24 protein-coding genes and 3 tRNA genes are annotated in these 25,513 nt (G+C 64.7%); all 27 read right to left on the bottom strand.

Features of this window, described 5'->3' with window-relative positions; all coding sequences use genetic code 11:
- Positions 1-23 precede the first annotated feature (23 nt).
- The 27 genes from cysP to OSH07_RS17895 all read right to left on the bottom strand — a co-directional run bounded on the left by cysP (position 24) and on the right by OSH07_RS17895 (position 25,365).
- Positions 24-1,028 (bottom strand): thiosulfate ABC transporter substrate-binding protein CysP, encoded by a 1,005-nt coding sequence (gene cysP / locus OSH07_RS18025; RefSeq protein ID WP_266340069.1) that lies wholly within the window; start codon positions 1,026-1,028, stop codon positions 24-26.
- Positions 1,029-1,191: 163 nt separating this feature from the next.
- Positions 1,192-1,920, bottom strand: a complete 729-nt coding sequence (locus OSH07_RS18020; RefSeq protein WP_266340068.1) for an ABC transporter ATP-binding protein — start codon at positions 1,918-1,920, stop codon at positions 1,192-1,194.
- Positions 1,917-3,185 (bottom strand): lipoprotein-releasing ABC transporter permease subunit, encoded by a 1,269-nt coding sequence (locus tag OSH07_RS18015; RefSeq protein ID WP_266340067.1) that lies wholly within the window; start codon positions 3,183-3,185, stop codon positions 1,917-1,919. The genes OSH07_RS18020 and OSH07_RS18015 overlap by 4 nt, the downstream gene beginning before the upstream one ends.
- A 28-nt stretch (positions 3,186-3,213) precedes the next feature.
- A complete protein-coding gene (gene proS / locus OSH07_RS18010) occupies positions 3,214-4,536 on the bottom strand; it encodes a proline--tRNA ligase (RefSeq protein WP_266340066.1) in 1,323 nt (440 codons plus the stop codon).
- 500 nt (positions 4,537-5,036) lie between these two features.
- The gene (locus OSH07_RS18005) at positions 5,037-5,297 is read right to left on the bottom strand and encodes a DUF1467 family protein (RefSeq protein ID WP_266340065.1); all 261 of its coding nucleotides are present in this window, start codon (positions 5,295-5,297) and stop codon (positions 5,037-5,039) included.
- 5 nt (positions 5,298-5,302) lie between these two features.
- A complete protein-coding gene (gene mce / locus OSH07_RS18000; RefSeq protein WP_266340064.1) occupies positions 5,303-5,707 on the bottom strand; it encodes a methylmalonyl-CoA epimerase in 405 nt (134 codons plus the stop codon).
- 38 nt (positions 5,708-5,745) lie between these two features.
- Entirely contained in the window at positions 5,746-7,425 is a 1,680-nt protein-coding gene (locus OSH07_RS17995) for a ribonuclease J (RefSeq protein ID WP_266340063.1), read from the bottom strand.
- The gene (locus tag OSH07_RS17990; protein ID WP_266340062.1) at positions 7,422-8,258 is read right to left on the bottom strand and encodes a biotin--[acetyl-CoA-carboxylase] ligase; all 837 of its coding nucleotides are present in this window, start codon (positions 8,256-8,258) and stop codon (positions 7,422-7,424) included. The genes OSH07_RS17995 and OSH07_RS17990 overlap by 4 nt, the downstream gene beginning before the upstream one ends.
- 4 nt (positions 8,259-8,262) lie before the next feature.
- Positions 8,263-9,702, bottom strand: coding sequence for an NADH-quinone oxidoreductase subunit NuoN (nuoN, locus tag OSH07_RS17985; protein ID WP_420909654.1), 1,440 nt, complete (start codon positions 9,700-9,702; stop codon positions 8,263-8,265).
- 17 nt (positions 9,703-9,719) lie between these two features.
- Positions 9,720-11,231, bottom strand: coding sequence for an NADH-quinone oxidoreductase subunit M (locus OSH07_RS17980; protein WP_266340061.1), 1,512 nt, complete (start codon positions 11,229-11,231; stop codon positions 9,720-9,722).
- A 10-nt stretch (positions 11,232-11,241) separates the two neighbouring features.
- Positions 11,242-13,326, bottom strand: a complete 2,085-nt coding sequence (nuoL, locus tag OSH07_RS17975) for an NADH-quinone oxidoreductase subunit L (protein ID WP_266340060.1) — start codon at positions 13,324-13,326, stop codon at positions 11,242-11,244.
- An 8-nt stretch (positions 13,327-13,334) separates the two neighbouring features.
- A complete protein-coding gene (nuoK, locus tag OSH07_RS17970) occupies positions 13,335-13,643 on the bottom strand; it encodes an NADH-quinone oxidoreductase subunit NuoK (RefSeq protein ID WP_266340059.1) in 309 nt (102 codons plus the stop codon).
- A 21-nt stretch (positions 13,644-13,664) separates the two neighbouring features.
- A complete protein-coding gene (locus OSH07_RS17965; RefSeq protein ID WP_266340058.1) occupies positions 13,665-14,273 on the bottom strand; it encodes an NADH-quinone oxidoreductase subunit J in 609 nt (202 codons plus the stop codon).
- Positions 14,274-14,342: 69 nt separating this feature from the next.
- A complete protein-coding gene (nuoI, locus tag OSH07_RS17960; RefSeq protein ID WP_266340152.1) occupies positions 14,343-14,831 on the bottom strand; it encodes an NADH-quinone oxidoreductase subunit NuoI in 489 nt (162 codons plus the stop codon).
- Positions 14,831-15,877, bottom strand: a complete 1,047-nt coding sequence (nuoH, locus tag OSH07_RS17955; protein ID WP_266340057.1) for an NADH-quinone oxidoreductase subunit NuoH — start codon at positions 15,875-15,877, stop codon at positions 14,831-14,833. The genes nuoI and nuoH overlap by 1 nt, the downstream gene beginning before the upstream one ends.
- Before the next feature lie 7 nt (positions 15,878-15,884).
- Entirely contained in the window at positions 15,885-17,978 is a 2,094-nt protein-coding gene (gene nuoG / locus OSH07_RS17950) for an NADH-quinone oxidoreductase subunit NuoG (protein WP_266340056.1), read from the bottom strand.
- Positions 17,979-17,981: 3 nt separating this feature from the next.
- Positions 17,982-19,289 carry an NADH-quinone oxidoreductase subunit NuoF gene (nuoF, locus tag OSH07_RS17945; protein WP_266340055.1) on the bottom strand — a complete coding sequence of 436 codons (1,308 nt, stop codon included), beginning with the start codon at positions 19,287-19,289 and terminating at the stop codon, positions 17,982-17,984.
- A gap of 11 nt (positions 19,290-19,300) precedes the next feature.
- Positions 19,301-20,149: an NADH-quinone oxidoreductase subunit NuoE gene (gene nuoE / locus OSH07_RS17940; RefSeq protein ID WP_266340054.1), complete on the bottom strand. Its 849-nt coding sequence runs from the start codon at positions 20,147-20,149 to the stop codon at positions 19,301-19,303.
- Positions 20,149-21,339, bottom strand: coding sequence for an NADH-quinone oxidoreductase subunit D (locus tag OSH07_RS17935; protein ID WP_266340053.1), 1,191 nt, complete (start codon positions 21,337-21,339; stop codon positions 20,149-20,151). Before OSH07_RS17935 ends, nuoE begins: the two co-directional genes overlap by 1 nt.
- An 8-nt stretch (positions 21,340-21,347) precedes the next feature.
- The gene (locus OSH07_RS17930) at positions 21,348-21,977 is read right to left on the bottom strand and encodes an NADH-quinone oxidoreductase subunit C (RefSeq protein ID WP_266340052.1); all 630 of its coding nucleotides are present in this window, start codon (positions 21,975-21,977) and stop codon (positions 21,348-21,350) included.
- Between the two features lie 9 nt (positions 21,978-21,986).
- Positions 21,987-22,565 (bottom strand): NuoB/complex I 20 kDa subunit family protein, encoded by a 579-nt coding sequence (locus OSH07_RS17925; RefSeq protein WP_266340051.1) that lies wholly within the window; start codon positions 22,563-22,565, stop codon positions 21,987-21,989.
- Positions 22,556-22,921, bottom strand: a complete 366-nt coding sequence (locus tag OSH07_RS17920; RefSeq protein ID WP_266331905.1) for an NADH-quinone oxidoreductase subunit A — start codon at positions 22,919-22,921, stop codon at positions 22,556-22,558. The genes OSH07_RS17925 and OSH07_RS17920 overlap by 10 nt, the downstream gene beginning before the upstream one ends.
- A 449-nt stretch (positions 22,922-23,370) precedes the next feature.
- Complete coding sequence (locus OSH07_RS17915; protein ID WP_266340050.1) at positions 23,371-23,679, bottom strand: hypothetical protein; 309 nt, start codon at positions 23,677-23,679, stop codon at positions 23,371-23,373.
- Between the two features lie 594 nt (positions 23,680-24,273).
- Positions 24,274-24,350: transfer RNA gene (locus OSH07_RS17910), tRNA-Asp, on the bottom strand.
- 137 nt (positions 24,351-24,487) lie between these two features.
- Positions 24,488-24,564, bottom strand: a tRNA-Asp gene (locus OSH07_RS17905).
- Between the two features lie 304 nt (positions 24,565-24,868).
- Positions 24,869-24,944 (bottom strand) — tRNA-Val (locus OSH07_RS17900).
- Positions 24,945-25,089: 145 nt separating this feature from the next.
- Positions 25,090-25,365: an HU family DNA-binding protein gene (locus OSH07_RS17895; protein ID WP_266340049.1), complete on the bottom strand. Its 276-nt coding sequence runs from the start codon at positions 25,363-25,365 to the stop codon at positions 25,090-25,092.
- Positions 25,366-25,513: the final 148 nt, after the last annotated feature.

Below are 25,513 nucleotides of genomic sequence, written 5' to 3'. Positions count from 1 at the left end.
GCCCAGACTCACATCGGCGGAACTCACTGGCCGGCGAGCTGCTGATCGAGCAGGCCGTCGGAGCCGAAATAGGTCTTGTTGACGGCCGGCCAGCCGCCGAAGACGTCCTCGACCGTGACCAGGCGCACGGGCTGGAACGAGGCGGCGAACTTCTCGACCACGGCCTTGTCGCGGACGCGGTTGCCGTTCTCGGCGAGGATGGTCTGGCCTTCCGGAGAATAGAGGAAGTTCAGGTAGTCGTTGGCGATCTCCTTGGAGCCGCGCTTCTCGGCCACCTTGTCGACCACGGCGACCGGGAAATCGGCCAGCAGGCTGACCGAGGGAACGACGGTGTCGAACTTGTCGGCGCCGAATTCCTTGCGGATGCCGGTCGTCTCGGTCTCGAAGGTGATCAGGACGTCGCCGATCTCGCGCTCCACGAAGGTGGTCGTCGCGGCGCGGCCGCCAGTGTCGAACACGGCGACGTTGGCGAGGAACTTCTTGACGAAGTCATTCACCTTGGCCTCGTCATTGCCGAAGGCTTCCTTGGCGTAGGCGGTGGCGGCCAGATAGGTGTAGCGGGCGTTGCCGGAGGTCTTCGGGTTGGGGAAGACCAGCTTCACGTCATCGCGGACCAGATCGTTCCAGTCCTTGATCCCCTTCGGATTGCCGGCTCGGACAAGGAACACCGGCAGCGAATAATAGGGCGAGGCGTTGTTCGGGAACTTCGACGTCCAGTCGGCGGCGACGAAGCCCTTGTCGGCCAGGACCTGGATGTCGGTCGCCTGGTTGAAGGTGACGACATCGGCCTCCAGCCCCTCGAGGATGGAGCGCGCCTGCTTGGACGAACCGGCATGCGACTGCTTGATCTCGAGCGTCTTGCCGGTGTCCTTGGCGTATTTCTCGGCATAGGCCTTGTCGATGGCGACGAAGAGCTCGCGCGAGACATCATAGGAAGCGTTGAGGATGGTGCCCGGCGCCTCGGCGAAGGCCGGCAGGCCGCCAAGCGCGAAGAGGACGGCAGCCGTTACAACCGAAAGGCGACGCATCGTGTATCCCTGCTCGTGATTCCGGCCGACGAAGTCGGCCCGATGAAATGGACGAGCAAAGTAGCAAGCGTCAGAATGGCCTTCGAGGAATGAACGCCTCAATTCCGGCAATCGATGGGATCGGCATTCCAGGAAACTTCGATCACGCGCAAGACGCGAGCGCTCAGAACTCGACGATCTTGCCCGCCTGGAGCGTGATGCGGCGGTCCATGCGCTCGGCCAGCTCCATGTTGTGCGTCACGATCAGCGCCGCGAGGCCCGAGGCGCGCACCAGGGCGTCGAGCGCGTCGAAGACATAGTGCGAGGTCTTGGGATCGAGATTGCCGGTCGGTTCGTCCGCCAGCAGCAGGCGCGGCGCGTTGGCGACGGCGCGCGCGATCGCGACGCGCTGCTGCTCGCCGCCCGAGAGCTCGGACGGCCGGTGCATCACCCGCGCTTCGAGCTTCATATAGGCCAGCAGCTCCTCGGCCCGGCGCGCCGCTTCCTTGCGGTCGAGCCCGCGGATCAGCTGCGGCATCATCACGTTCTCGAGCGCCGAGAACTCCGGCAGCAGATGATGGAACTGGTAGACGAAGCCGATCTGCAGCCGGCGGATCGCCGTCCGCTCCGCGTCGCCGAGCGAACCGGCAAGCCGGCCGCCGATCTCGACATCGCCGCCATCCGGCCGCTCCAGCAGGCCGGCGAGGTGCAGCACCGTCGACTTGCCGGCTCCCGAAGGCGCGACCAATGCGACGATCTCGCCCGGATGGATGGCGAGATTGGCGCCCGTCAGGATCGAGAGCCTGCCGGCGCCCTCCTTGTAGTGCCGCTCGACCCCCAGCAAGCGGAGGGCGGGCGCCCTCTCCGCTCCGGATTTCGGCCTCTGCCGTTCTGCTGCCAAGGCGTTGCTCATTCGTATCGCAGGGCCTCGACCGGATCGAGCCGCGCCGCCCGCCAGGCCGGATAGATGGTGGCGAGATAGCTGAGCACGAGCGCCATGATGACGATCGAAACCGTTTCGCCGGCGTTCATATCGGCCGGCAGCTTCGACAGGAAATAGAGCTCCGGCGAGAAGACCTCGGTCCGGGTCAGCCAGGACACGAACTGCCGGATCGATTCGATATTCATGCAGACGAGCGTCCCGAGCAGCACGCCGACGATGGTGCCGACGGTGCCGATCGCCGCCCCGGTGATGAAGAACACCCGCAGGATCGAGCCGCGCGTCGCCCCCATGGTGCGCAGGATCGCGATGTCGTGGCTCTTGTCCTTCACCAGCATGGTAAGCCCGGAGATGATGTTGAGCGCGGCGACGAGCACGATCAGCGTCAGGATCATGAACATCATGTTGCGCTCGACCTCGAGCGCCGAGAAGAAGGTCATGTTGCGCTGGCGCCAGTCGGTCAGCACGACCGGCCGGCCGGCGGCCGTCTCGATCGGCTCGCGCAGCGCGCCGGTCTGGTCGGCGTCGGAGAGATAGACCTCGATCGCCGACGCCTTGTCGTCCTGGTTGAAGAAGCCCTGCGCTTCGGCGAACGGCATGAAGACGAAGGAAGAATCATATTCCGACATGCCGATCTCGAAGATCGCCACCACCGGATAGGCCTTCACGCGCGGCGTCATCCCCATGGGGGTGACATTGCCGCGCGGCGAGACAAGCGTCAGCTTGTCTCCGATCGTCAGTCCCATGTTCGTGGCAAGCCGCGTGCCGATGGCGACACCCTCGGCCTCGTCGAAATTGTCGAGCGTGCCGAGGCGGACATTCTTCGAGATGCTCGGCAGGCTGGGCAAATCCTCGGCCCGGACGCCGCGCACAAGCGCGCCGGTCGAGTTGTTGGCGCCCGAGGCCAAGACCTGGCCCTCGACTAGCGGAATCGCTGCCGTGACGCCCTTCACCATCGCGATACGACTGGCGACGTCCGCGAAATCGGTGAACGGCGTATCGATCGGCTGCACCACGACATGACCGTTGATACCGAGGATCTTGTCGATCAGTTCGCCGCGAAAACCGTTCATCACCGCCATAACGATGATCAGCGTCGCGACGCCGAGCATGATGCCGATGAAGGAGAAGCCCGCGATGATCGAGATGAAAGTCTCGCGCCGGCGTGCGCGCAGATAACGCAACGCCAGCATCCATTCGAAGGTGGAAAACGGTTTGGTGCCGGTCGGCTCAGCCATTCCTGTCCTGATCGCGGCGCGCCGCGCCTTAAGAGCTGCCAAGAAGTTTGGCCACTGCCGCATCCACGCTAATGGATTCGCGGTCGCCCGTCGCCCGTTGCTTGAGCTCGACTTCGCCGCGCTCCAGCCCCTTCGGACCGACGATCAGCTGCCAGGGCAGGCCGATCAGGTCCATGGTCGCGAACTTCGCTCCCGCGCGCCCCTCGACATCATCGTAAAGGACTTCGATTCCGGCTTTCGTAAGGCGCTCATAGAGCTGGTCGCAGGCAAGATCCGTCGCCGCGTCGCCCACCTTCAGGTTGATCAGGCCGACCTTGTAGGGCGCGATGCTCTCCGGCCAGATGATGCCGGCCTCGTCATGGCTCGCCTCGATGATCGCGGCCACCAGGCGCGAGACGCCGATGCCGTAGGAGCCCATGTGGACCGCGTGCTCGACGCCGTCCGGACCGGTGACCTTGGCGCCCATCGGCTCGGAGTACTTGGTGCCGAAGTAGAAGACCTGCCCGACCTCGATGCCGCGCGCCTCGACCCGGTTCTCTTCCGGAAGTGCCTCGAACACGGCCTTGTCGTGCATCTCCTCTGTCGCGGCATACTTCTCGGTCCAGGCCGCCACGATCGGCGTCAGGTCGCCATAGAAGTCGATGTCGTCGCCTGGAACCGGCGTATCGAGCGCTGCCTTGTCGAGGAACACGGCGCTCTCGCCGGTCGAGGCAAGCACGATGAACTCATGCGTGGCGTCGCCGCCAATCGGGCCCGAATCGGCGCGCATCGGGATCGCCTTGACGCCGAGACGGTCGAAGGTACGCAGATAGGCGACGAACATGCGGTTATAGGCGCGGCGGGCCGAAGCCTCGTCGATATCGAAGGAATAGGCATCCTTCATCAGGAATTCGCGGCCGCGCATCACGCCGAAACGCGGACGCAGCTCGTCGCGGAACTTCCACTGGATATGGTAGAGGTTCAGCGGCAGCTCCTTGTAGGACCGCACGTAGCTGCGGAAGATGTCGGTGACCATCTCCTCGTTGGTGGGGCCGTAGAGCATTTCGCGCTCCTGCCGGTCCTGGATGCGCAGCATCTCCTTGCCGTAATCGTCATAGCGGCCGCTTTCGCGCCAGAGATCGGCCGACTGGAGCGTCGGCATCAGGATCTCGACAGCGCCGGCACGGTCCTGTTCCTCGCGGACGATGCGCTGGATGTTGGACAGAACCTTCTGACCCAGCGGTAGCCAGGAATAGATGCCCGCGCTCTGCTGGCGAATGAGGCCCGCGCGCAGCATCAGCCGATGGGAAACGATCTCCGCTTCCTTCGGCGTCTCGCGGAGGGTCGGCAGAAACGAGCGGGAAAGGCGCATCAGATAGGGCTCCAGCGAGTCGAATGGGCGCACATCAAGCCACACACGGACGAAAACACAAGTCCCGGAAATCAGCGCGTTTGTCGCGGCGATTGATGAAGCGTTGGGCAGGATCGCACCCTGCCGTCATCAGCACGTTCCAACGCGCAAACGGGGCATTTCCGCGACGGAGGAACTAAGGTCAGTCATGTTGACGCAAAAAATATGGGCTGCCCATGCACAATTAGATGACAAGCGCGTAGCCATTGGATAACGTCGGGTCATAACAAAGGACCACGCAGTAAAGCGTGGCTCCAAACAAAGGCACGCGGTCTAAGTCTTGGGAGGAAGCCCCCTCTGGCGCGCTGAAAAGCAGCTGCCGCCGAGCTCGATATAAAGAGCTCGATCAAAGCCAATCGAGCGAAAAGCTCGGCTGAGGGGTTGAGCGCGAACTAAGAAAGGCAAGATCCTCGCGGATCTTGCCTTTTTTGTTTGCCATCTCTTGCCGGAATCGCGCCTGTTCAGAGCGCGATCTTGCTGAGCACCTCGGCGGTCCAGCCCATCTTCACGTAGCCGTACCAAATCCCGTACACGATTATTGCGCTGATCACGGAGGTGATGATCGCCTTGCGGACCAGGCGCAGATTGGCCGGGGCGCTCGGCGTCGTGCCGAGCAGGACGTTGCCTTCCTCTTCATGCGTGCGCACGCCGAAGGGCAGCACCATGAAGAGCACCAGCCACCAGATGATGAAGTAGACGGCGAAAATGCTGTAGATCGGCATCTCGTTCAGGCCTCCTCGAGTTCGACCAGCGTTCCGCAGAAATCCTTCGGATGCAGGAACAACACCGGCTTGCCATGCGCGCCGATCTTCGGCTCGCCATTGCCCAGCACGCGGGCGCCCTCGCCTGCGAGCCGGTCGCGGGCGGCGAGGATGTCGTCCACCTCGTAGCAAAGGTGGTGAATGCCGCCGTCCGGATTGCGGGCCAGGAATTTCGCTATGGGCGATTCCTCGCCGAGCGGCGCCAGAAGCTCGATCTTGGTGTTCGGCAGTTCGACGAACACCGTGACGACCCCGTGATCGGGCAGGCTCAGCGGCGCGGAAACGCGCGCGCCCAGCGTGTCGCGGTAGGTACGCGTCGCGGCCTCGAGATCCGAAACCGCGATCGCCACATGGTTCAGTCGGCCGATCATGCCATGGCTCCCTCGCAGACCTTACGTCTGCAAAGGCGTCATACGATCGCGACGAAGACAGTGCAAAGTGGCTTTTTGCCCCAAGCCTGCCGAACGGCGGCGCGGACGGAGCGACGAATCGCCTCGCGGACCAGATCGGGATCGCGCCGCCGGGCGCGCGGAATGCTCTCGATCGTGCCGAGAACCGCCGTCATCACCGTCTCTTCGAACGGATGGCCGGAGACGCCGTGGATCGGCAGGCCCGTCAGGGCGATCTCCGGATCGACGGCGACGCTGCCCTTCCCGTCGAGGACGACCGATACGGCGACATGACCGGCGAAGCCGAGCTTGCGCCGCTCCGGCACGCCGACCGAATCCTCGTCGGCGATGATGATGCCGTCCTTGTAAAGGCGGCCGACCGGAACGTCGTCGATCTCCTCGGCAGCGCCCGGCGCCAGGCGAACGATGTTGCCGTTCTCCGTCAGCATGACCTGCTTGACGCCCATGTCGCGGGCGAAGGCCGCATGGGCCCAGAGATGCATCGCCTCGCCATGGACGGGAATCGCGATCTCGGGTCGAACCCAGCCATACATCTCGGCGAGTTCGTCGCGGCGCGGATGGCCGGATACATGCACCAGCCGATCGCGGTCCGTCAGCACGATGATGCCCTGGTCGCAGAGCTGGTTGATGATGTTGCCGATCGCCTTCTCGTTGCCGGGAATCGGCCGCGCCGAGAACACGACGGTGTCGCCCGGCGACAGCCCGACGAACTTGTGCTCGTCCTCGGCGATCCGGGCGAGCGCCGCGCGCGGCTCGCCCTGGCTGCCGGTCAGGATGGCGACGACCTTGGAGCGCGGCAGATAGCCGTAGGATTCCTCGTCGAGGAAGGGCGGCAGCCCCTCCATGTAGCCGAGCTCGGTCGCCACATCGATCGCCCGGCGCAGGGCGCGACCCACGACCACGACCTGACGATCCGCCGCCTGCGCGGCGAGCGCGATCGACTTGATGCGGCCGACATTCGACGCGAAGGTCGTGAAGGCGACGCGACCGGTGGCTTCCTTGACGATCTCGGCCAGCGACTGGCCGACCTCGGTCTCGCTCGGGCTGCGGCCGTCGCGCATGGCGTTGGTCGAATCACAGACGAGCGCCAGCACGCCTTCGTCACCGATCTCGGCGAAGCGGGCGGCATCGGTGACCGGGCCGATCACCGGCTCGGGATCGAGCTTCCAGTCGCCAGTATGGACCACGGTGCCGAGCGGCGTGCGGATCGCCAGCGCCATCGGCTCGAGGATCGAGTGGGCGACGGCGATGAACTCGACATCGAAATCGCCGATCGTCACGTGCTCGCCCGGCGAGACGATGGTGACCGGGATCTCCGGCGCGCCGGGCTGCGCCGCGCGCTTGGCGTTCAGCAGGCCGGCCGTGAAGGCGCTCGCATAGACCGGCACATGCAGCTGCGGCCAGAGGTCGAGCAGGGCGCCGAAATGGTCTTCATGCGCATGGGTGATGATGATCGCGTCAATGAAGTCGCGCTCTTCCACCATGTAGCGGATATCCGGCAGGACCAAGTCGACGCCCGGCAGGTCCGGGCCGGCGAAGCTGACGCCGAAATCGACGCAGATCCAGCGCCGGCGATTGGACGGACCATAGCCATAGAGCGACAAGTTCATGCCGATCTCGCCAACGCCACCCAGGGGAAGGAAGACGAAGTCGTCCGTAGCTGCTTTTTTTGCGCTCATTGCCTCGACGTCGCCACTGTACCGAAATGGACCTCGCCCGCGGCGATCGTCCGAACCAAACCATCCGGGGAACGGATGACGAGCCGACCTTCATCGTCGATCGTCTCGAAGACCCCGGAAAACACCTGCTCGCCGATCCGCACGGCGACCGTCTCGCCGAGACCGGCGGCGCGATCGAGCCAAAGCCGTCTCACCGCCTTGAAGCCGCGACCGTCATTCCAGACCCGAGCCACGCTCGCCCAGGCATCGGAAAGCGCCTCGAACACACGAGCCGCGTCGATGCCGACTCCCAGTTCCGCCAGTGCCGTTGCAGGATAGGGCAAGCCCTCCGGCGCGGCGACGACATTCACGCCGATCCCGATCACAACCGCGAGGCGATCGCCGGGAATCGGCTCAGCTTCCAGAAGAATACCCGCTAGCTTGGCGCCGTCGAGGAGAACGTCATTCGGCCATTTGAGGCGAAGACGATCGCGGCGACCGGCGGGACCTACCCCCTCAACGCCATCGAGCCCGATGCGCAACATCAGGTCCGGCGCCACCGAGCGCAGCGCCTCGTCCAGGGCGAGACCCGCGACGAAGCCGAGCGTCGCGGCCGTGGCCGGGTGATTGGGAACGACGACCAGCAGGCTCGCCGCCATGTTGCCGACCGGTGTCACCCAGTGACTGCCGCGACGGCCCCTGCCCTGTGTCTGATGCGCGGAAACGAACCAGCACGCGCCGGGATCCCCGGCGCGCGCGGCTGCCATCGCCTCCGCATTCGTCGAACCGACCGTCTCGAAAGTCCTGAGGCGGTAGTGGTTCTCTGCGGAGGCCCGGCCGAGCTTGAACTCCATCAAATCAGAAGAAGGTCTTGGCTGCGACCGTCGCCGCCGAGCCGAGCGGGCCGGCCACGAAAACGAAGAGCATCACGAACAGCCCGGACAGGCCGAGCACGAGACGAAGCTCGCCCGACATCGGCTCGAAGGCGCCCGCCGGCTCGTCGAAATACATGATCTTGACGACGCGGAGATAATAGTAGGCGCCGACGACGCTGGAGAGCACGCCGATCACCGACAGGATGTAGAGGTGAGCCTCGATCGCCGCCAGGAAGACGTAGAACTTGGCGAAGAAGCCGGCCAGCGGCGGGATACCCGCCAGCGAGAACAGGATCATCGCGAAGATGAAGGCCACCACCGGATGGGTGCGCGACAGGCCGGCGAGATCGCTGATCTGCTCGACCGCTTGCCCCTGGCGGCGCATGAACAGGATGACCGCGAAGGCGCCGAGCGTCATGGCGACGTAGATCGCCATGTAAATCAGGACACCCTGCACGCCGGCCTCCGTGCCGGCGGCGAGGCCGACGAGCGCGAAACCCATGTGGCCGATGGAGGAATAGGCCATCAGGCGCTTGATGTTGCGCTGGCCAATCGCAGCGAAGGCACCGAGGATCATAGAGGCGATGGCGATAAAGGTGATGACCTGCTGCCAGTCCGACGCCGCCGGACCGAGCGCGCCGACGAGCACGCGGACGAACAGGGCCATCGCCGCCGCCTTCGGCGCAGCGGCGAAGAACGCCGTCACCGAGGTCGGAGCGCCTTCATAGACATCCGGCGTCCACATGTGGAACGGCACGGCCGAGACCTTGAAGGCAAGGCCTGCGATCACGAACACCAGGCCGAACACGACGCCGACCGAGATCGAACCGCCGCCGAGCGCCGCGGCGACGCCCGGGAACTGGGTATGACCGGTGAAGCCGTAGATCAGCGAGATGCCGTAGAGCAGCATGCCGGACGACAGTGCGCCGAGCACGAAGTACTTCAGGCCCGCCTCGGTCGACTTGACGGATTCCCGGTTGCTGGCCGCGACGACATAGAGCGCGAGCGACTGCAGCTCGAGGCCGAGATAGAGCGCGATCAGATCATTCGCCGAGATCATCAGCATCATGCCGAGCGTCGCGAGCAGGATCAGCACCGGATACTCGAAGCGGGCGATCTTCTCCTGCCTCGTGTAGCCGGTCGACAGCAGGATCGCGAAGCCGGAGCCGATCAGCGCCAGCAGCTTCATGAAGCGGGCGAACGGATCCAGCACGAAGGCGCCGTTGAAGGTGACACCGTCCTCGGCCTTGAAGATCAGCACGAGAGCCGCGACCAGAACCAGCAGCATGGCGAGCGTGGTGACGAGCGAAGTGGTCCGCTCGCCGCCGAAGGCGCCGATCATCAGCAGCACAAGAGCGCCACCTGCCAGAACGAGTTCCGGCAGGAACGGCATGAGCGAGGGGAACGTAGCGAGGTCCATCATGATCTATCCGTGTTCCCTCACTGCGCCGCCAGCGCGAGCTTGCCGGCAGCGGAAAGCGCGGCCTGATAGTTGGTAATCAGCTTGTCCACCGCCTGACCGGTCACGTTGAAGACCGGGGTCGGATAGACGCCGAAGAAGATGGTCAGCACGACCAGCGGGACGAGAATGGCGATCTCGCGACGAGACAGGTCGAAGATCGACTTCAGGTTCGCCTTCTCCAGCGCGCCCATGATCACCTTGCGGTAGAGCCACAGGCCGTAGCTGGCCGACAGGATGACGCCGGTGGTGGCGAAGGCGGCAACCCAGGTGTTGGCGCGGAAGACGCCGATCAGGACCATGAACTCGCCGACGAAGCCGCTGGTGCCCGGAAGGCCGACATTCGCCATCGTGAAGACGAGGAACACGGCCGCGTAGAACGGCATCCGGTTGACCAGGCCGCCATAGGCCGCGATCTCGCGGGTGTGCATGCGGTCATAGATGACGCCGACGCAGAGGAAGAGCGCGCCCGAGACGATGCCGTGCGACAGCATCTGGAAGATCGCGCCTTCGACGCCCTGGGCGTTCATCGTGAAGATGCCCATCGTCACATAGCCCATGTGGGCGACCGACGAATACGCGATCAGCTTCTTCATGTCCGCCTGAACGAGCGCCACCAGCGAGGTATAGATGATGGCGACGACCGACAGCGTGTAGATGATCGGTGCGAAATCGGCCGAGGCGATCGGGAACATCGGCAGCGAGAAGCGCAGGAAGCCGTAGCCGCCCATCTTCAGCAGCACGCCCGCCAGGATGACCGAGCCGGCCGTCGGCGCCTCGACGTGGGCGTCCGGCAACCAGGTGTGCACCGGCCACATCGGCATCTTCACCGCGAAGGAGGCGAAGAAGGCGAGCCACAGCCAGGTCTGCATCGAGGCAGGGAACTGGTGGTCGAGCAGCGTCGGGATGTCGGTCGTGCCAGCCTGCCAGTACATCGCCATGATGGCGAGCAGCATCAGCACCGAGCCGAGCAGCGTGTAGAGGAAGAACTTGAACGCCGCATAGACGCGCCGCTGTCCGCCCCAGATGCCGATGATCAGGAACATCGGGATCAGGCCGCCTTCGAAGAAGACGTAGAAGAGAAGCAGATCGGTGGCGCAGAACACGCCGATCATCAGCGTCTCGAGCAGCAGGAACGCCAGCATGTATTCCTTGAAGCGGAACTTCACGGAGTACTTCGACGCCACGATGCAGAAGGGCATCAGGAAGGTCGTCAGGATGACGAACAGCATCGAGATGCCGTCGACGCCCATCGAATAGGAGATCTTGCCGCCGAGCCAGTCGGCGCGCTCGACGAACTGGAAGCCGGCGCTCGAATTGTCGAAGTCCTTCCAGATCAGCAGCGACACCACGAAGGTGACGAGCGTCGTCCAGAGCGAGATCCAGTAGACGTTGCGCCGCGCCGCGGCGTCATCGCCGCGGACGAGCAGAAGCAGGAGTGCGCCGACCGTTGGCAGAAAGGTAACGGTCGAGAGGATCGGCCAGTCAGTCATCTAAAACCCCTCAACCCGCGAACATCATCCAGGTGACCAGCGCAGCAACGCCGATCAGCATGGCAAAGGCATAGTGGTACATGTAGCCGGACTGCAGCCGGATCACCCGGTTGGTGACGTCGATGACGCGCGCCGAGATACCGTCGGGCCCGAGCCCGTCGATGACCATCCCGTCGCCCTTCTTCCAGAGGAAGCGGCCGAGCCAACGGGCCGGGCGGACGAACAGGAAGTCATAGATCTCGTCGAAGTACCACTTGTGCAGCAGGAACCGGTACAGCACCGGCTGCTCGGCCGCGAGGCGCTTCGGCGTTTCCGGCGACCGGATGTAGAAGTAGTAGGCAATCAGCAGGCCGATCACCATCACGATGAAGGGCGAGTACTTCACGAGCGACGGCACGCCGTGCATCTCATGCAGGATGTGGTTGTCCGGGTTGGTGAACAGCGCACCCTTCCAGAACTCGCCATAGCCCTCACCGATGAACTGGTTGGCGAAGACCATGCCGGCGAACAGCGCACCGACCGACAGCAGCAGCAGCGGCACGGTCATGACCGGCGGCGACTCGTGCACGTGGCTCATGACCTCGGCGGAAGCGCGCGGCCTGCCATGGAAGGTCAGGAAGATCAGGCGCCAGGAGTAGAACGAGGTCATCAGGGCGGCGGCCACCGTCAGGACGAAGGCGTAGCCCGAGAAGGCGTTGTGACCGACGAAGGCGCTCTCGATGATCGCGTCCTTCGAGTAATAGCCGGCGGTCAGCGGGAAGCCGGTCAGCGCCAGCGTGCCGATGATCATCGTCCAGTAGGTCAAGGGGATCTGCTTCCGCAGGCCGCCCATGTGACGCATGTCCTGCTGGCCCGAGACGGCATGGATGACCGAGCCGGCGCCGAGGAACAGCAGCGCCTTGAAGAAGGCGTGCGTGAACAGGTGGAACACGCCCGCGCCATAGGCGCCGACGCCGAGCGCGACGAACATGTAGCCGAGCTGCGAACAGGTCGAGTAGGCGATGACGCGCTTGATGTCGTTCTGCACCAGGCCGACGGTGGCGGCGAAGAACGCCGTCGTCGCGCCGAAGAAGGTGACGACCGTCAGCGCCGTCGGCGCCAGGTCGAACAGCGGCGACATGCGCGCGACCATGAACACGCCGGCGGTCACCATGGTGGCGGCGTGGATGAGCGCGGAGACCGGCGTCGGGCCCTCCATCGCATCCGGCAGCCAGGTGTGCAGCAGGAACTGCGCCGACTTGCCCATCGCGCCGATGAACAGAAGGATGCAGATGACGGTCAGCGCATCCAGGTCCCACGACAGGAAGTGGATCGTCTGGCCGGCGACGCTGCCGGTGTTGGCGAAGATCGTCTCGAACTCGACCGAGCCGAACATCACGAAGATCGAGAAGATGCCGAGCGCGAAGCCGAAGTCGCCGACGCGGTTGACGACGAACGCCTTCATGGCGGCGGCGTTGGCGGCCGGACGCTTGAACCAGAAACCGATCAGCAGATACGAGGCGAGACCCACGCCTTCCCAGCCGAAGAACATCTGGAACAGGTTGTCCGACGTCACCAGCATCAGCATGGCGAAGGTGAAGAGCGACAGATACGCGAAGAAGCGCGGCCGGTGCTCGTCATGGCTCATGTAGCCGATCGAGTAGAGATGGACGAGCGACGACACCGAGGTGACGACGACGAGCATCATGGCGGTCAGCGTGTCGACGCGCAGCGCCCAGTCGAAGGAGAGCGTGCCCGAGGTGACCCAGGGCAGGACCTTCACGCGGACCGCCTCGCCTTCCGGCGAGCCGATCGTCAGGAACGCGATCCACGACAGGATGGCGGAGACGAACAGCAGGCCGGTGGTGATCAGCTCGGCCGGACGCGAGCCCGGCGCGGAAGCGTGATGGTGGTCATGGCCGTGGTCGTCATGGCCGTGATCGTCGTGACCATGGCCGTCGTGATCGTGGTGCGCGTGGTCATGGCCATGACCCGCATGGTCGTCCGAGCCGTCCTTGGGCGCGCCGACCATGGCGGCGGCGTAGCTGCCGCTAAGCGCGATGATGCCGGCAAGGATGGCGCCGAGAAGGGGAAGAAAGACGATGGCTGAATACATGGCTGGCCTCAGCCCTTCATCATGTTGATGTCTTCCACCGCGATCGAGCCGCGGTTGCGGAAGTAGACGACGAGGATGGCAAGGCCGATGGCCGATTCAGCGGCCGCGACGGTCAGTACCAGGATCGCGAAGACCTGACCCACGAGGTCGCCCAGGAAGGACGAGAACGCGACGAAGTTCAGGTTCACGGAGAGAAGGATCAGTTCGACCGACATCAGGATGACGATCACGTTCTTCCGGTTCAGGAAGATGCCGAACACGCCGATCGTGAACAGGATCGCCGCGACGGACAGATAATGGGAGAGACCGATTGCCATGGTGTTTTCCTCGTCTCTCGCTCAGATGCCCTTGCCGGGTTCAACGGGACGCAGCTCGATCTTCTGCGACCGCGCGACCTGGTCGGCGATGACCTGGCGCTTGACCCGCGGCTTGTGGCGGAGCGTCAGCACGATGGCGCCGATCATGGCCACCAGCAGCACGAAGCCGGCGATCTGGAAGAAGTAGATGTAGTGGGTGTAAAGCAGCCGCCCGATCGCCGCCGTGTTGGTGACCTGGCTCATGTCGGGGATCGGCTGCACGGCGTTGCCCGCCACGTTGGGCGCGAAGGCCCAGCCGCTGAGGACGATCAGCAGTTCCGCCAGCAGCACGACGCCGATCAGGCCGCCGACCGGCAGATACTGCAGGAAGCCCTGCCGCAGCTCCGTGAAGTCGACGTCGAGCATCATGACGACGAAGAGGAAGAGCACCGCGACCGCGCCGACATAGACAACGACCAGCAGCATCGCCAGGAACTCGGCGCCGAGCATCACGAAGAGCCCAGCCGCGTTGAAGAAGGCGAGGATCAGGAAGAGCACGGAGTGCACGGGATTACGGGACGAGATCACCATCAGCGCGGAGGCGATGGTGATGCCCGAGAACAGATAGAAGAAAATGGTATGCAGGATCATGATCCGTGCCCTCGGACAGCGCGGCGAGCCGCGGCATCCCTCCAGAATTGCGTCGTAACCACACCCCGCCTAGCGGTAGGGCGCGTCCATGCTGATATTCTGCGCGATCTCGCGCTCCCACCGGTCGCCATTCGCGAGAAGCTTCTCCTTGTCGTAGTAGAGCTCCTCGCGCGTCTCCGTCGCGAATTCAAAGTTCGGTCCCTCGACGATGGCGTCGACGGGGCAGGCTTCCTGGCAGAAGCCGCAATAGATGCACTTCACCATGTCGATGTCGTAGCGCGTCGTGCGGCGGGTGCCGTCGTTGCGGCGCGGACCGGCCTCGATGGTGATCGCCTGCGCCGGGCAGATGGCCTCGCACAGCTTGCACGCGATGCAGCGCTCCTCGCCGTTCGGGTAGCGGCGAAGCGCATGCTCGCCACGGAAGCGCGGGCTGAGCGCGCCCTTCTCGAACGGGTAGTTCAGCGTCTTCTTCGGAGCGAAGAAATAGCGCATGGCGAGGAAGAAGGCGGAGACGAACTCCGACAGGAACAGCGACTTGGCGGTCTGGTCGAGGCGCATCACGGTGCCCATCCCATGGTCTGCAGAACAACGGCCACGAGCACGACCATGCCAAGCGAGATCGGCAGGAACACCTTCCAGCCCAGCCGCATCAGCTGATCATAGCGGTAGCGCGGTACGATGGCTTTCGCCATGGCGAACATGAAGAAGACCAAGGTGCCCTTGAGCACGAACCAGACGATGCCCGGAACCCAGGTGAAGGGCGCCACGTTCACCGGCGGCAGCCAGCCTCCGAGGAACAGGATCGTCGTCAGCGCGCACATCAGGCAGATCGAGGCATACTCGCCGAGCATGAACATCATGTACGGCGTCGAGCCATATTCCGACATGAAGCCGGCGACGAGCTCCGACTCTGCCTCGACCAGGTCGAAGGGCGGACGGTTGGTTTCCGCCAGCGCCGAGACGAAGAAGATGACGAACATCGGCAGCAGCGGCAGCCAGTACCAGTCGAGGAAGCTGCCCGGCAGGCCAAGCTTGGTGCCGAGGCCCGACTGCTGCGACAGCACGACATCCGAGATGTTGAGCGAGCCGACGCAGAGCAGCACGGTGATCAGCACGAAGCCGATCGACACTTCGTAGGACACCATCTGCGCGGCGGCGCGCAGCGACGACAGGAACGGATACTTCGAGTTCGAAGCCCAGCCGCCCATGATCACGCCATAGACGCCGAGCGACGAGATCGCCAGCAGGTAGAGGATGCCGACATTGATGTTGGCGACCACCCAGCCCGCGTTGAACGGGATCACCGCCCAGCCGGCGAGCGCCAGCGTCACGGTGACGAGCGGCGCCAGCAGGAAGATGCCCTTGTTGGCGCCCGACGGAATGACGGGTTCCTTAAGGACGAACTTCAGAAGGTCGGCGAAGGACTGGAACAGGCCGAAGGCGCCGACGACGTTGGGGCCGCGACGCATCTGGACGGCAGCCCAGATCTTGCGGTCGGCCAGCAGCACATAGGCGATGAAGACCAGCAGCAGCACGAGCACGAGCAGGCTCTGTCCGACAATGATCGCGCCCGGGATGAGGTAGTTTTCGACGAAGCCGTTCATTCCCGCCTCACTCCGCAGCAGCGGCAAGCTGGCCGGCCGCGAGCGCCGAGCATTCCGCCATGATGGCAGACGCGCGAGCGATCGGGTTGGTCAGGTAGAAATCAGAGATCGGATTGGCGAAGGCCGCCCAGCCGAGCGAACCGCCGGCCGAAGCGAGCGCCGCCACGTCGGCGAGGTCGCCGGCGCGGACCGTGTCGATCGCCGCCAGGTGCGGATGCGCCGCATAGAGCGCCTTGCGCAGCTCGCCGAGCGAGTCGAACGGCAGCCGGTGGCCGAGCACGTCGGAGAGGGCGCGAAGGATCGCCCAGTCCTCGCGCGCGTCGCCGGGCGGGAAACCGGCCCGGTTGGCGATCTGCACGCGGCCTTCGGTGTTGACGAAGGTGCCGGACTTCTCGGTGTAGGCGGCGGCCGGCAGGATGACGTCGGCGCGGTGAGCGCCCGCGTCGCCATGGGTGCCGATATAGACGACGAAGGCAGAGCCGAGCGCGGAGGTGTCGATCTCGTCGGCGCCGAGCAGGAAGAGTACGTCGAGCGCGCCCTGCCCTGCGGCAGCGACCATGCCGGCGACGTCCAGCCCGCCTTCCGCCGGCACGAAGCCGACGTCGAGCGCGCCGACGCGCGAAGCGGCGGTGTGCAGGATGCCGAGGCCGTTCCAGCCCTCGTCACGGCCGGGAGCCGTGGCGATGGCGGCAGCCGTCGCCAGAACCGCCTTGCCGTCGTCACGGGCAAGAGCGCCCTGCCCGACGATGACGATCGGGCGCTTCGCGGCGGCAAGCGCCTCGCCGAACGAGCCCTTGCCGGCGGCGATCTCGGCCAGCGTCTCGGGGCCGGCGCCGAGGTAATCGTGCGGGTAGGTCAGGTCGACATGCTCGCCGACGACGCCGATGCGCACATTGCCGGCGCGCCAGCGCTTGCGGATGCGGGCGTTGAGGACCGACGCTTCCTTGCGAGGATTGGCGCCGACGATCAGGATCACGTCGGCCTGCTCGATGCCGGCGATGGTCGGGTTGAACACGTAGCTCGCGCGGCCGAGCGCCGGATCGAGCTTCGCGCCGTCCTGGCGGGCGTCGAGATTGGCCGAACCGAGCGAGCCGATCAGCGCCTTCAGGGCGTAGAGTTCTTCGACGGCAGCCAGATCACCGGCGATGGCGCCGATCTTCGAAGCCGAGGTCGCGTTCACGCGATCGACGATCGCGGCGAAAGCCTCGGCCCAGCTGGCCGGCTTCAGGCGACCGTCGACGCGCAGATACGGGCGGTCGAGGCGCTGCGTGCGCAGGCCATCCCAAATGAAGCGCGTCTTGTCCGAGATCCATTCCTCGTTGACCGCCTCGTTGAGACGGGGCAGCACGCGCATGACCTCACGGCCGCGCGTGTCGACGCGGATGTTCGAGCCGACGGCGTCCATGACGTCGATCGACTCGGTCTTGGCCAGTTCCCACGGACGCGCCGTGAAGGCGAAGGGACGCGAGGTCAGCGCGCCGACCGGGCAGAGGTCGATGACGTTGCCCTGCAGCTCCGAGGAGAGCGCCTTCTCGAGATAGGTGGTGATCTCGGCGTCCTCGCCGCGGCCGATCAGGCCGAGCTCGGAAATGCCGGCGACTTCCGTGGTGAAGCGGACGCAGCGCGTGCAATGGATGCAGCGGTTCATCACCGTCTTCACGAGCGGGCCGATATACTTGTCTTCGACGGCGCGCTTGTTCTCGGAGAAGCGGTTCTTGTCCACGCCATACGCCATGGCCTGGTCCTGCAGATCGCACTCGCCGCCCTGATCGCAGATCGGGCAATCGAGCGGATGGTTGATCAGCAGGAACTCCATCACGCCTTCGCGTGCCTTCTTCACCATCGGCGACTTGGTGAGCATGACCGGCGGCTCGCCGTTCGGGCCCGGACGCAAGTCGCGCACGTTCATGGCGCAGGAAGCGGTCGGCTTCGGCGGACCGCCCTTCACCTCGACGAGGCACATGCGGCAATTGCCGGCGATCGACAGACGCTCGTGGAAACAGAAGCGCGGCACCTCGGCGCCGGCGGCTTCCGCCGCCTGCAGCAGCGTGTAGTCCGGCGGAACGTCGACTTCGATGCCGTCAACGATGATCTTGGCCATGGTTTACTCCGCCGCTTCCATCATCTGCCGTTCGACCGGCCGGGGGTTGCGGGAATAGAGGTCGATGCGCTCCTCGATCTCATGCCGGAAATGCCGGATCAGGCCCTGTATGGGCCATGCGGCGGCATCGCCGAGCGCGCAGATCGTGTGGCCTTCGACCTGGGTCGTGACCTGCAGGAGCATGTCGATTTCGCGCTTCTCGGCTTCGCCGCGCGCCATGCGGTCGATCACGCGCCACATCCAGCCGGTGCCTTCGCGGCACGGCGTGCACTGGCCGCAGCTCTCATGCTTGAAGAAGTAGGCGATGCGGGCGATGGCGCGGATGACGTCGGTCGACTTGTCCATGACGAGCACGCCGGCGGTGCCGAAGCTCGACTTCACGGCGCGCGTGCCGTCGAAGTCCATGATCAGGTCTTCGCACTGCTCGGCCGGGATGATCGGGCAGGAAGCGCCGCCCGGAATGATCGCCTTCAGATTGTCCCAGCCGCCGCGGACGCCGCCGCCATGCTTCTCGATCAGTTCCTTGAACGGAATGCCCATCGCCTCTTCGACGATGCAGGGCGTGTTCACGTGGCCGGAGATACCGAACAGCTTGGTGCCGACATTATTCGGACGACCGATCGACGAGAACCAGGCCGGGCCGCGACGCAGGATGGTCGGGGCGACCGCGATGCTCTCGACGTTGTTGACCGTCGTCGGGCAGCCATAGAGGCCGACGTTGGCCGGGAACGGCGGCTTCAGGCGCGGCTGGCCCTTCTTGCCCTCGAGGCTCTCGAGCAGCGCGGTCTCTTCGCCGCAGATATAGGCGCCGGCGCCGTGGGCGACGAAGATGTCCATGTCCCAGCCATGGACGTTGTTCTTGCCGATGAGGCGGGCTTCATAGGCCTGGTCGATCGCGGCCTGCAGATGCTCACGCTCGCGGATGAACTCGCCGCGGACATAGATGTAGGCCGCATGGGCGCCCATCGCGAAACCGGCGATCAGCGCGCCCTCGACCAGGTGATGCGGGTCGTGGCGCAGGATCTCGCGATCCTTGCAGGTGCCCGGCTCCGACTCGTCGGCGTTGATGACGAGGTAGTGCGGCCGACCGTCGTTCTGCTTGGGCATGAACGACCACTTCAGGCCGGTCGGGAAACCGGCGCCGCCACGGCCACGAAGGCCGGAGGCCTTCATCTGGTCGATGATCCAGTCGCGTCCGGCCTCGAGGATGGTCTTGGTGCCATCCCAGGAGCCGCGCTTCAGCGCGCCCTGCAGGCCCCAGTCGTGATGACCGTAGATATTCGTGAAGATGCGGTCTTTGTCCGAAAGCATCGTCCGCTCCTCTACTCTTTCTTGGCCGCGTCCGGACGGACGGCGGGGTCCGAAGCCGGCACGGTCTGCTTGACCTGGGTGGGAACCTTGTCCTTGTCGGCCTCGCCCTGCGCCTTGACGGCGGGGGCGGCGGGCGGCTCGGCAGGCGCGGGGTTGGCGGCGGCGCGGGCAGCCTCGGCGGCCGCGGCCTCGCGGGCGGCGATCGCCTCGCGCGCGGCGGCCAGACCGGCGCCCTGCCCGACCATGGAGCCATCATAGAGCTCGGGGGTCGTCAGCGCCCGGAAGCCGCCGACCGGCGCCGAATGATGGCGTTCGATCTGCGGGCCCGGCTTGATCGGCCGGCCGGCCTGGATGTCGTCGATCAGCTTGTCCAGCGTCTCGACCGTCAGATCCTCGTAGGTATCGGGGACGATCTGCAGCATCGGGGCGTTGACGCAGGCGCCCAGGCACTCGACCTCTTCCCACGACAGGCTGCCGTCCGCCGACGCATGGAACGGCTCCGGATGGATCCGCTCGCGGCAGCGCTCGATCAGCTTGTTGGCGCCGCGCAACATGCAGGGCGTGGTGCCGCATACCTGGATGTGCGCCTTCTTGCCGACCGGAGCCAGCAGGAACATGGTGTAGAAGGTCGCGACTTCCAGGACGCGGATATAGGCCATGTCGAGGAACTCGCCGACCCAGCGGATCGCCGGCTCGGAAACCCAGCCTTCCTGCTCCTGAATGCGCCACAGGATCGAGATAACAGCGGAGGCCTGCTTGCCTTCCGGGAACTTCTGAACCTGCTTCTCGGCCCAGGCGAGGTTCTCGGGGGAGAACGCGAAGCTCGCGGGTTGCTCGGCTGCGAGACGACGTACGGACATTAGCGGTCAACCTCTCCGAACACGATGTCGATGGAGCCAAGGACCGCCGAGACGTCGGCAAGCATGTGGCCCTTGCACAGGAAGTCCATCGACTGGAGATGCGCGAAACCGGGAGCGCGGATCTTGCAGCGGTACGGCTTGTTCGAGCCATCCGCCACCAGATAGACGCCGAACTCGCCCTTGGGCGCTTCGACGGCTGCATAAACCTCGCCGGCGGGCACGTGATAGCCCTCGGTGTAGAGCTTGAAGTGATGGATGAGCGCTTCCATCGAGCGCTTCATCTCGCCGCGCTTCGGCGGCACGATCTTGTTGTCGGTGTAGGAGACCGGGCCGATCTTCTCGGTGCCGAGCAGGCGCTTCACGCACTGCTTCATGATCCGGATCGCCTCGCGCATCTCGGCCATGCGGACGAGGTAGCGATCGTAATTGTCGCCATGCGTGCCGACTGCGATGTCGAATTCCAGCTCCGAGTAGCACTCGTAGGGCTGGGCCCGCCGCAGATCCCACGCGGCGCCGGCGCCGCGGATCAGCACGCCCGAATAGCCCCACTTCCACGCCTCTTCCTGCGTCAGCACGCCGATGTCGACGTTACGCTGCTTGAAGATGCGGTTGCCGGTGACCAGGCGGTCGAGATCGTCGAGCCGCTTCAGGAACGGATCGCAGAAATCGCCGATGTCGCGAACGAGCTGCTCGGGGATGTCTTGGTGGACGCCGCCGGGACGGAAATAGGCCGCATGCATGCGGGAGCCAGACGCGCGCTCATAGAAGATCATGAGCTTTTCGCGTTCCTCGAAACCCCAGAGCGGCGGCGTCAGCGCGCCACAGTCCATCGCCCAGGTCGTCACATTCAGGATGTGCGACAGGATGCGACCGATCTCGGAGTAGAGGACGCGGATCAGCTGGCCACGCTTCGGCACCTCGATCTCGAGGAGCTTCTCGACGGCCAGCGCGAAGGCGTGCTCCTGGTTCATCGGCGCGACATAGTCGAGACGATCGAAATAGGGCACGGCCTGGAGATAGGTCTTCTGCTCGATCAGCTTCTCGGTGCCGCGATGCAGCAGGCCGATATGCGGATCGACGCGATCGACGATTTCGCCATCGAGCTCGAGCACGAGGCGGAGCACCCCGTGCGCCGAGGGGTGCTCGGGGCCGAAATTGATATTGAATGGACGAACCTGGGCTTCTGCCATCTCGTGCCTCAGCTCGACTTCTGTTCAGGCTTGGGGGCTTCCTTGGCCTTCTCGTCGCCCGGCAGCACGTATTCGGTGCCTTCCCACGGCGAGAGGAAGTCAAAGTCGCGGAATTCCTGCGTCAGGCGGACGGGCTCGTAGACGACGCGCTTCTGCTGATCGTCGTAGCGAACCTCGACATAGCCCGACACCGGGAAGTCCTTGCGGAGCGGATGCCCCTCGAAGCCATAATCGGTGAGAAGACGCCGAAGGTCAGGGTGACCGATGAACAGGATGCCATACATATCGTAGGCTTCGCGCTCAAACCAGTCCGCACCCGGCAGGATCGGCGTGATCGAGGGAACCGGCGTGACTTCGTCGGTCTCGACCTTGAGGCGGATGCGGAGGTTCCGCGTCGGGCTCAGCAGGTGATAGACGACGTCGAAGCGCATCTCGCGCTGCGGATAATCAACACCGCAGACGTCGGTGATGTTGAGGAAGCCGGTATTGGCGTCATGCGCCAGCCAATCGACGAAATGGCGGATGGCGTCGCGATGGATGCCGACGGTGAGTTCGCCATAGGCGACCTCGAAGGCGATCACATCGTCCGGACGCTGCGCGACGAGGTAGTCACCGAGCTCTTTGAGGGTCTCTTCCATGCTGTACCTTCAGCGCTCGATGGTGCCGGTGCGGCGGATCTTCTTCTGCAGGAGCAGAACGCCATAGAGCAGCGCCTCGGCCGTCGGCGGGCAGCCCGGAACATAGATGTCGACCGGGACGACGCGATCGCAGCCGCGCACGACCGAATAGGAATAGTGATAATAGCCGCCGCCATTGGCGCAGCTGCCCATCGAGATGACATAGCGCGGTTCCGGCATCTGGTCGTAGACCTTGCGGAGCGCGGGAGCCATCTTGTTGGTGAGCGTGCCGGCGACGATCATCACGTCCGACTGACGCGGCGAGGCGCGGGGCGCGAAGCCGAAGCGCTCGACGTCATAGCGCGGCATCGAGACCTGCATCATCTCGACGGCGCAGCAGGCGAGGCCGAACTGCATCCACATCAGCGAGCCCGTGCGGGCCCAGGTGATCAGGTCATCCGCAGCCGCGACAAGGAAACCCTTGTCCGCCAGCTCATTGTTGACTTCCATGAAAAAGGGATCGTCGTGACCGATCGGACGGCCCGACGCATCGACAAGCCCCTTCGGCCGCTGCGCGACCTGGGTGCCAGAGGTTCCGCTCAATCCCATTCGAGCGCTCCCTTCTTCCATTCGTAAATGAAGCCGATGGTGAGGACGGCCAGGAAACTCATCATCGACCAGAAGCCAAACCAGCCGAGATCGCCGAACACGACCGCCCACGGAAACAGGAAGGCCACTTCCAGATCGAAGATGATGAACAGGATCGCGACGAGGTAGAACCGCACGTCGAACTTCATGCGCGCATCGTCGAAGGCGTTGAAGCCGCACTCATAGGCCGAGAGCTTTTCGGGGTCGGGGTTCCGGTACGCGACCAGGAACGGCGAGATCAGCAGCGCAAGGCCGATCACGAGGGCGATCCCGAGAAACACGACAATTGGAAGGTATTCGCGCAACAGGTCTTCCATGTATCCGGCTCCGTTGCTCCCTCTCGCGCAGCCGCGCCGCTGCCCGAGATGGTGCGGCGCAATAGGCCGCCAAGCGTTTCACTCGTCTAAGATATCGGCCGGCCGCGGGAAACGCGGCGATCCGCCGGGGCGGCGGTCGAAAACATGAGGCGAGGCTTATCGGAGGCGAACAGACGTGGCAAGCCCCAAGCCCGCCGCCGACGGCGCCCCGGAACAACAACCTAGCGCATCAGACGCCGAAAACCGGCAAAAATTAGAACTGGAAGAATGAAAGCGATTTTGTGTGCGGCGAGATGTCCCGGCGGAGCAGGCCGAAGGCGCGGCAAAATCGGCAAAAACCGACAATTCACCATAAGGCTCACTTTCATAAAAAAATGGGGGCGAATCGCCCCCATCGACCGTCCGCAAGCGCTTCGGATGGCACGCGCCGCCGGGTGCCGGACGAGCGCCTACCGCGCCCCGGAAACCTGATTCTTCAGCATGCCGACGATCGCGGTCAGGATTGCGCCGCCCGCGCCGCCGCCGACGATGTCGGTGACGATCTTGCCGATGTCCAGCCCGGCCATCGCCGCGCCCGCGTCAGGCGCGCCGCCGCCCATGACGGCCTGCAGGATCTGGCCGAGGACGATGCCGCCGATGCCGCCGGCGATCGAGTTGCCGGTCGTGCCCAGGCTCCGCTCCTTCAGCGCGGAGCCGGCCGCGTTGCCGCCGATGAGGCCGGCGACCACCTGGATGATCAATGGCAGTAGAGTTTCCATGAGAACCCCCTCAAAGGCCGACCGAGCCCGAATCATTCGTGACCGTTGTCAGCAATCGAATGATAAACTTGTCACGTCGGCCGACCTAATCTTATTGACGCTGCGTCGCAGCATAAGTAATGGCGCCCCGGAGCCTTCCCGACATCCGATTTGAACCGCAACAACAGAGAATCGTGCTGCACGCGGCGACGCCCGATCCGGCGATTGCATCCGCCATGCCCGAGTTCGATCCCCCGCCACGCCATCCGCGCCGACGCAAGGCTCTCGATCCCCGGCGCGGGGCAACTGGCTGCCCTCACCCGGGGATGCAGCGGACCGCCGCGAGGGCCAGGCGAGGCGCGGGAGGCTGGGATAGACGGTGCGCTAGCCTCACCGGCCCCGGGAGAGACGGCCACTCCTTAGCGCCCTCTTCCGCCCGCTGCGCGGGTCGCTGGCGGCCGATCGGCACAGCCCGCGGGGGAGAAGCCTGAAACGGCCTGCAGCGCGCCAGGCGGCCGCGCAGGCGCGATTGCCGCAAAGACAGAACCCAACACCGGATGCCTGCCGTACGCGCACTCTGTGCAGTGCCGGAAATCGTCTGGGAGAAGAAGAAAATGGCGGGAGTGACGGGGCTCGAACCCGCGACCTCCGGCGTGACAGGCCGGCGCTCTAACCAACTGAGCTACACCCCCGCGGGTGCCCCTTTCGGGCAATGCGGCCATGACCGCATTGAGGTGGATGGGAAGCGCCAATTGACCGGACGGGTCCGCGCGGCTTCGATCCGCATTCCAAGCAGATTGACAAGATGCAATCCGATGGTCGGTAAAAATGGCGGGAGTGACGGGGCTCGAACCCGCGACCTCCGGCGTGACAGGCCGGCGCTCTAACCAACTGAGCTACACCCCCGCTGGGGTCCCCTTCCGGGGCCGCCGCAGCTCGTCGCCGCGTCGTGTTGAGCGCTGAAGTACGGTACCGACCTATCCAAGTCAAGCACGCTGTCCAGCGGCATTGTGGAAAACCGAGGTCACCGCTCAAAGCGGCGGAATTCCGCCAAAACGACCCTGCCCTTCCTGTGGACCCCGCGCATCGCCGGGAAAGCCGGGCGCGAGCGCACGGCCACGACGACTGCTGTGCGGCGATCGACGACGGCAAAAGAATATCACGATGGGGAAGCTTGGGCGCAGGCCCGGCGCCTGGTGCGCGGGGAGCATGGTGGGCGGTGAGAGACTCGAACTCCCGACATCCTCGGTGTAAACGAGGCGCTCTACCAACTGAGCTAACCGCCCGCAGTTTCCTGCAGCGCGTGACGTGTAGGCGAAAAGCGGCCCCCCTTACAAGGGCGGAAGGTCGGGCTTTCGGTCGCACGCACAAAATAAAACGGCCTCACGCTGTCCGCGCAAGGCCGTAGAAACCCAATAAGCCCGACTTGGCTTAGTTGACGGCGTCCTTGAGGCCCTTGCCGGCCTTGAACTTCGGCGTCTTGGAAGCGGCGATCTGGATCGTCTCGCCGGTACGCGGATTGCGGCCTTCGCTGGCGGCGCGCGATGCAACGCTGAAATTGCCGAAGCCGATGATCTTGACTTCGTCACCCGACTTCAGGGCAGCCGTGATCACGTCGAACGTTGCGTCGACAGCCTCCGCGGCGGCGGCCTTGGACGTGCCGGTACGCTCGGCGACGGCGGCGATGAGATCGTTCTTGTTAGCCATGGATGATCCTTTCTCAGGTCTTGAGCCGGGACGATTCGCAAGCCCCGACCGAGCGCGAGAAATCCCTGAAAATGGGCCCAAAGGCAAGCGAAACTGGCGGATTTCCGCGCTTTTGATCGATATTTGGTCGAAATACCACATGAAAACG

This window comes from Kaistia nematophila, assembly GCF_026343855.1.
Classification (GTDB): domain Bacteria; phylum Pseudomonadota; class Alphaproteobacteria; order Rhizobiales; family Kaistiaceae; genus Kaistia; species Kaistia nematophila.
This window is presented reverse-complemented; position numbering and strand designations above follow the sequence as displayed.